Below are 2,021 nucleotides of genomic sequence, written 5' to 3' on the forward strand. Positions count from 1 at the left end.
GTCCAGCACCTGCGCGTCGATACCGATGTCGGCAACGCGCACGCGGCCGCAATGCATCCGTCCCGGCAGCAGCAGGTGCGCCGGCTTCTTTCGAAAGAAGGTGACGGTCTCGGCGGCGTTGACTGCAGCGCCCAGCACGGCGGCGCTGGTGCCGTTGATGCCACTCGGCAGATCGACCGCAAGCACCAAGGCACCGTTGGCGTTGATCGCCTCGATCATCGCGCGCGCCTCGCCGTCGACGGAGCGGCTGAGGCCCGCGCCGAACAGCGCATCGATGATCAGCGCCGGCTTTCCGATCGCCTGCGGATTGAACGGGAGCACCGGGTGTTTCCAGCCGCGCGCGGCGGAGGCCGCATCGCCCTGGAGCTGGTCGCGCTCGCACATCAGGATCACCGAGACCTCGCGGCCCTGGGCGGCGAGCTCGGCGGCTGCGACAAAACCGTCGCCGCCATTGTTGCCGGGGCCGGCCACGATCAGGATCGGCCCCTCCTCCACCAGCGCATGGGCGGCCTCGGCGACCGCCTGGCCCGCGCTCAGCATCAGCTTGAAGCCGGGCGTGCCGGCCGCGATCGAGAGCTGGTCGGCGCGCTGCATTTCGGCGTTGGTCAGAACTTCCATGCCACTTCCCTGTACAAACGCCTCTTCAGCAGGCATCTTCCGTGCCGATCCGACCGGCGGAACGTCGATTTGCACATAGATTGAACCGTTTGCCTATTTCGTAGTCTTCGGTATTTTGGGCCAGTCGGCTCCACCTATCAGAGATGCTCGTTAAAAGGCTGATAACGCTCCAATAATCAGGGCATTTGCAACTTGGCATAGACCCTGCTTTCGAGGAAGCCGCTTCGGTTCGTCGTGCTCACTGACGTCTATCAGGGTGTGACCGGCCGTTGGTGCCGGACTGGTCAGGGATCCCGGCATAGCGAGGACAAGATCGTGCGTGAGAAAAGCGCATCCTGACGAGACGTTGCTATTTGATCGAAATGCCGGGAGGCGCGCAGTGAAGAAAATCGAAGCCATCATCAAGCCGTTCAAGCTCGACGAGGTGAAGGAAGCGCTTCAGGAAGTCGGCCTTCAGGGCATCACTGTCACCGAAGCCAAGGGCTTTGGCCGGCAGAAGGGCCACGCCGAACTCTACCGCGGCGCAGAATACATCGTCGACTTCCTGCCGAAGGTGAAGATCGAGATCGTGATCGGCGACGATCTGGTCGAGCGCGCCATCGACGCGATCCGCCGCGCTGCGCAGACCGGTCGCATCGGTGACGGCAAGATTTTCGTCTCCAACATCGAAGAGGCGATCCGCATCCGAACCGGCGAATCCGGGCTGGACGCTATCTGAGCCGGGTGCTATCCCGCATTTTGCGACACTCTGACAAGAAATAAGGCTGCTTCGGCGGCCTGAATTCGTTTGTGCGGTCGCGCGCGAACTCGCCAAAAGCGAGAATAATCCTGCTCATCTGGAAACCGACCCGCAGAGCCAAAAGGGGTATGCATGAAGACCGCCAAAGACGTCCTGAAATCGATCAAGGACAACGACGTCAAGTACGTCGACCTGCGCTTCACCGATCCGCGCGGCAAGTGGCAGCACGTGACGTTCGACGTCAGCATGATCGATGAAGACATATTTGCCGAAGGGACGATGTTCGACGGCTCCTCGATCGCCGGCTGGAAGGCGATCAACGAGTCCGACATGTGCCTGATGCCGGATCCGGTGACCGCGACGATCGATCCGTTCTTCGCAGAGACCACCATGGTCATCACCTGCGACGTGCTCGAGCCGACCACGGGCGAGCCCTACAACCGCGACCCCCGCGGCATCGCCAAGAAGGCCGAGGCGATGGTGAAGTCGATGGGCGTGGGCGACACCGTCTTCGTCGGTCCCGAAGCCGAGTTCTTCGTGTTCGACGACGTGCGCTTTTCCTCCAGCCCCTACAACACCGGCTTCCGCCTCGACTCCTCGGAGCTGCCGACCAACACCGACACCGAATATGAAGGCGGCAATCTCGGCCACCGCGTCCGCACCA

The 2,021-nt window shown here is 62.2% G+C and carries 3 protein-coding genes; 2 read left to right on the plus strand and 1 reads right to left on the minus strand.

All coding sequences use genetic code 11. The features are described from left to right. Positions 1-618: NAD(P)H-hydrate epimerase (locus AC1D00_RS38650; protein ID WP_477014296.1), on the minus strand; the 618-nt coding region annotated here is incomplete at its 3' end. A gap of 379 nt (positions 619-997) precedes the next feature. On the opposite strand from AC1D00_RS38650, the gene AC1D00_RS38655 reads away from it, so the two are divergent. Both AC1D00_RS38655 and AC1D00_RS38660 read left to right on the plus strand, forming a co-directional pair. Next, a complete protein-coding gene (locus AC1D00_RS38655) occupies positions 998-1,336 on the plus strand; it encodes a P-II family nitrogen regulator (RefSeq protein WP_007603495.1) in 339 nt (112 codons plus the stop codon). Between the two features lie 153 nt (positions 1,337-1,489). Beyond that, positions 1,490-2,021 (plus strand): glutamine synthetase beta-grasp domain-containing protein (locus tag AC1D00_RS38660; RefSeq protein WP_477014297.1); only part of this gene is annotated, 532 nt, incomplete at its 3' end.

This window comes from Bradyrhizobium sp. P2_E8 (genome assembly GCF_056403875.1).